1 protein-coding gene is annotated in these 1250 nt (G+C 63.8%); it reads left to right on the forward strand.

The window, feature by feature from the left end; all coding sequences use genetic code 11:
* Window positions 1–48: 48 nt before the first annotated feature.
* Window positions 49–1250, forward strand: a 1202-nt coding sequence (locus tag LVY65_RS13165; protein ID WP_235068730.1) for a TonB-dependent receptor plug domain-containing protein, incomplete at its 3' end; no start/stop codon positions are given.

The following is a 1250-nucleotide window of genomic DNA, read 5'->3' on the forward strand; positions in this document are numbered from 1 at the left end:
ACTCCTCCGGATACATCTGGTCCGGTTGAAGCCCAGCCGCCGGCCGCAATGGAGCCCACGCCAACTGAAGCCGCGACCCCGGCTGATGAAGGTACGCGCGACATCGTCGTTACCGGCACCCGCATTCCTTCGGCCAACCTCGAATCGGCTGCGCCAGTCACGGTGGTCAGCTCGCAGGATTTCAAGCTTCAGGGCACAAGCCGCGTCGAAGATTTGCTGAACTCGCTGCCGTCGGTCGGCGCTTCGCAGGCTTCGGGCGTTTCCAACGGCGCCAGCGGTACCGCGGAAGTCGATCTTCGCTATCTCGGTTCGAAGCGTACGCTGACCCTGATCAACGGCCGTCGCATGGTTCCGGGCGATCCGAACAGCACGACCCAGGCCGCCGATCTCAACTTCATCCCGTCGTCGCTGATCAAGCGCGCCGAAGTCCTCACCGGCGGCGCCTCGTCGGTGTACGGCGCGGACGCGGTCGCGGGCGTCGTCAACTTCATCATGGACGACGATTTCACCGGGATCCGGTTCGACGGCCAGTACAGCTTCTACCAGCACAATAATAATAACCTGTCGCTGCACGCCAACTGCTTCAACCGTCAGGCCAATGCCGGCTGCGCGGCGGCGGGCGACGAGCAGACGATGAACAGCATCCTCCGTGGTCGCGGCTACACCGCTCCGCAAGGGTCGGTGGCCGATGGCGGCGCCTTTGACGGCACCTTGTCGATCGGCGTGAAGTTCGACGACGACCGCGGTCATGCGGTGGCCTATTTCGGCTATCGCAACGTCAACCCGGTGCTGCAGGGACGCCGCAACTACAGCGCCTGCGTCATCCAGGAATCGGCCCGCTCGGCCAACGGCTTCTTCCCGACCGTATTCGGTCCCCGCAACGTACGCTGCGGCGGTTCGGCGACGAACAACCCGGGCAACGCGCTGATTTTCGTCTCGACCTCGACGGTCAATGAGGCCGGGGATCCGATCACGATCGTCACCTCGACCGCGGGAGCGCTTGGGCCGGGCACGATCGGCGGCGCCGGTTCGACCGGTACCTACAACTTCGCTCCGCTCAACTATTTCCAGCGTCCGGACGAACGTTACACTGGCGGCGTCTTCGCCGATTATGAGATCTCGCCGGCGATCAAGCCGTACCTTGAGTTCATGTTCATGGACGATCACACGCTGGCGCAGATCGCGCCGTCGGGTGACTTCGGCAACACCTTCACCATCAACTGCGACAACCCGCTGCTTGGCGGCTCGCC

The organism is Sphingomonas cremea (assembly GCF_021502585.1).
In the GTDB taxonomy this organism is placed as follows: Bacteria; Pseudomonadota; Alphaproteobacteria; order Sphingomonadales; family Sphingomonadaceae; genus Sphingomicrobium; species Sphingomicrobium cremea.